Annotated in this window: 2 protein-coding genes; both read right to left on the bottom strand. The window is 29.8% G+C overall.

The window, feature by feature from the left end; all coding sequences use genetic code 11:
- Nucleotides 1–368: 368 nt before the first annotated feature.
- The gene (locus AC07XN_RS24410) at nucleotides 369–776 is read right to left on the bottom strand and encodes a ribosomal maturation YjgA family protein (RefSeq protein ID WP_494744939.1); all 408 of its coding nucleotides are present in this window, start codon (nucleotides 774–776) and stop codon (nucleotides 369–371) included.
- Between the two features lie 288 nt (nucleotides 777–1064).
- Nucleotides 1065–1380 (bottom strand): uracil-DNA glycosylase family protein (locus AC07XN_RS24405; RefSeq protein WP_494744938.1); only part of this gene is annotated, 316 nt, incomplete at its 5' end.

The following is a 1380-nucleotide window of genomic DNA, read 5'->3' as shown; positions in this document are numbered from 1 at the left end:
TGTTTGGGTAAAATCATGTCAGTCCATACCGTGAAAAATAGAAGAAAAACTACTGTTTTATTGCTGATTTGTAAAAATAATTTCATTTATCAAATTGTTTAGTTTTACACATAGAAGAGATATTGCATGTGCAAGTAAATAAAAAATCCGAAGGATTAAAATGTTTATAGACAGACAAGAAGCTTCCTCAAAATTGTTTGATTCCGAAGGAGTCGTATTTTGAGTAGGAATTATTTGGCGTAATCGCTATTAAGTTTGTTTTGTAGTCTGAGACTACAATTTATTTATTGTTCGAATCTCTAAGGCTTGGAACAGCGAGAGGCTAATGATGTCAAAAATCATTAGTCATGATGAAGATGCTTAAAAAATCACCTAAGTGTTTCGCTCTTTCTTGAATTACTTGTTGAAAACCTATTCTCTACATAAATCACAAAAGCAATGCCAAGCGTATAAGCAATTAAGTCAATCCATTCAAACGATGTTCCTATAACAGTTCTGGCAAATTTTGAATGTCCTAATCCAAGTTTAGTAACAATATCAAAGTATTGCAAAACCTCTAATGTAAAAGAAAAAACCAAAACTGCTATGGCTGTTTTAAAAACAGGAGTATCCAGAAAGGACTTTACAAAACAATAAATTAGGATTACAACTAAAAAGTCACCAAAATAAGGACGGATGAATTGATCATGAACATACAAAGCAATAAGTACTTCGACTACAAATAACAAAAATGCGATGATAAAATAATTCCAATTGAATTTCAGGATACTGCTCATAGGTAATGGTTTATAATTTGGCGAATTTACCAAATTGCTTTATAAGTGTGGTTATTTTTTGTATCAAATGTCTGTCTGATTTGAACTAATAAATATTAGATTCTCTCAATGCTTTTGAGATTTCGTTTTATTGAGGGTTTTAAGTTCTTTGGATTGGAACAGTTAGGGTACTGTTATCGTAGATTTGATACACTCATGGCATGACTGATATTATATCTTTTATTTTCAAAGTAACTTATAAGTCATGCTATGAGTAAAAGGTGCAAAATGTGTTTAACCCCCGAAATATCACAAAGTTTTTAGATAATTATCAATAATGTCATAGTATGCTTTACCATAGTCATTTTTTTCAAGGTTTACATCATTCTCTGAAAAAAACTTAAGTTTATCATGATATTTTACTCGATTAGAAAGATGAACCATCGGTAGGATTGGTATTCTATCATTAAATTTCTTGATGTTCAAATTAATATTACGGGTTAATTTAAGAGTCTTTAAATCAGTCAATTGAAATAAACTCTTTCCCCCAAAAGTTATTATTAAATCGGGGTTTATTAGATTTATTTCTTCCGATAATAAATCTTTTTGGTCTTGTGGATTATTA

The organism is Arcicella sp. GW458-12-2-14-TSB2, from assembly GCF_059423785.1.
This window is presented reverse-complemented; position numbering and strand designations above follow the sequence as displayed.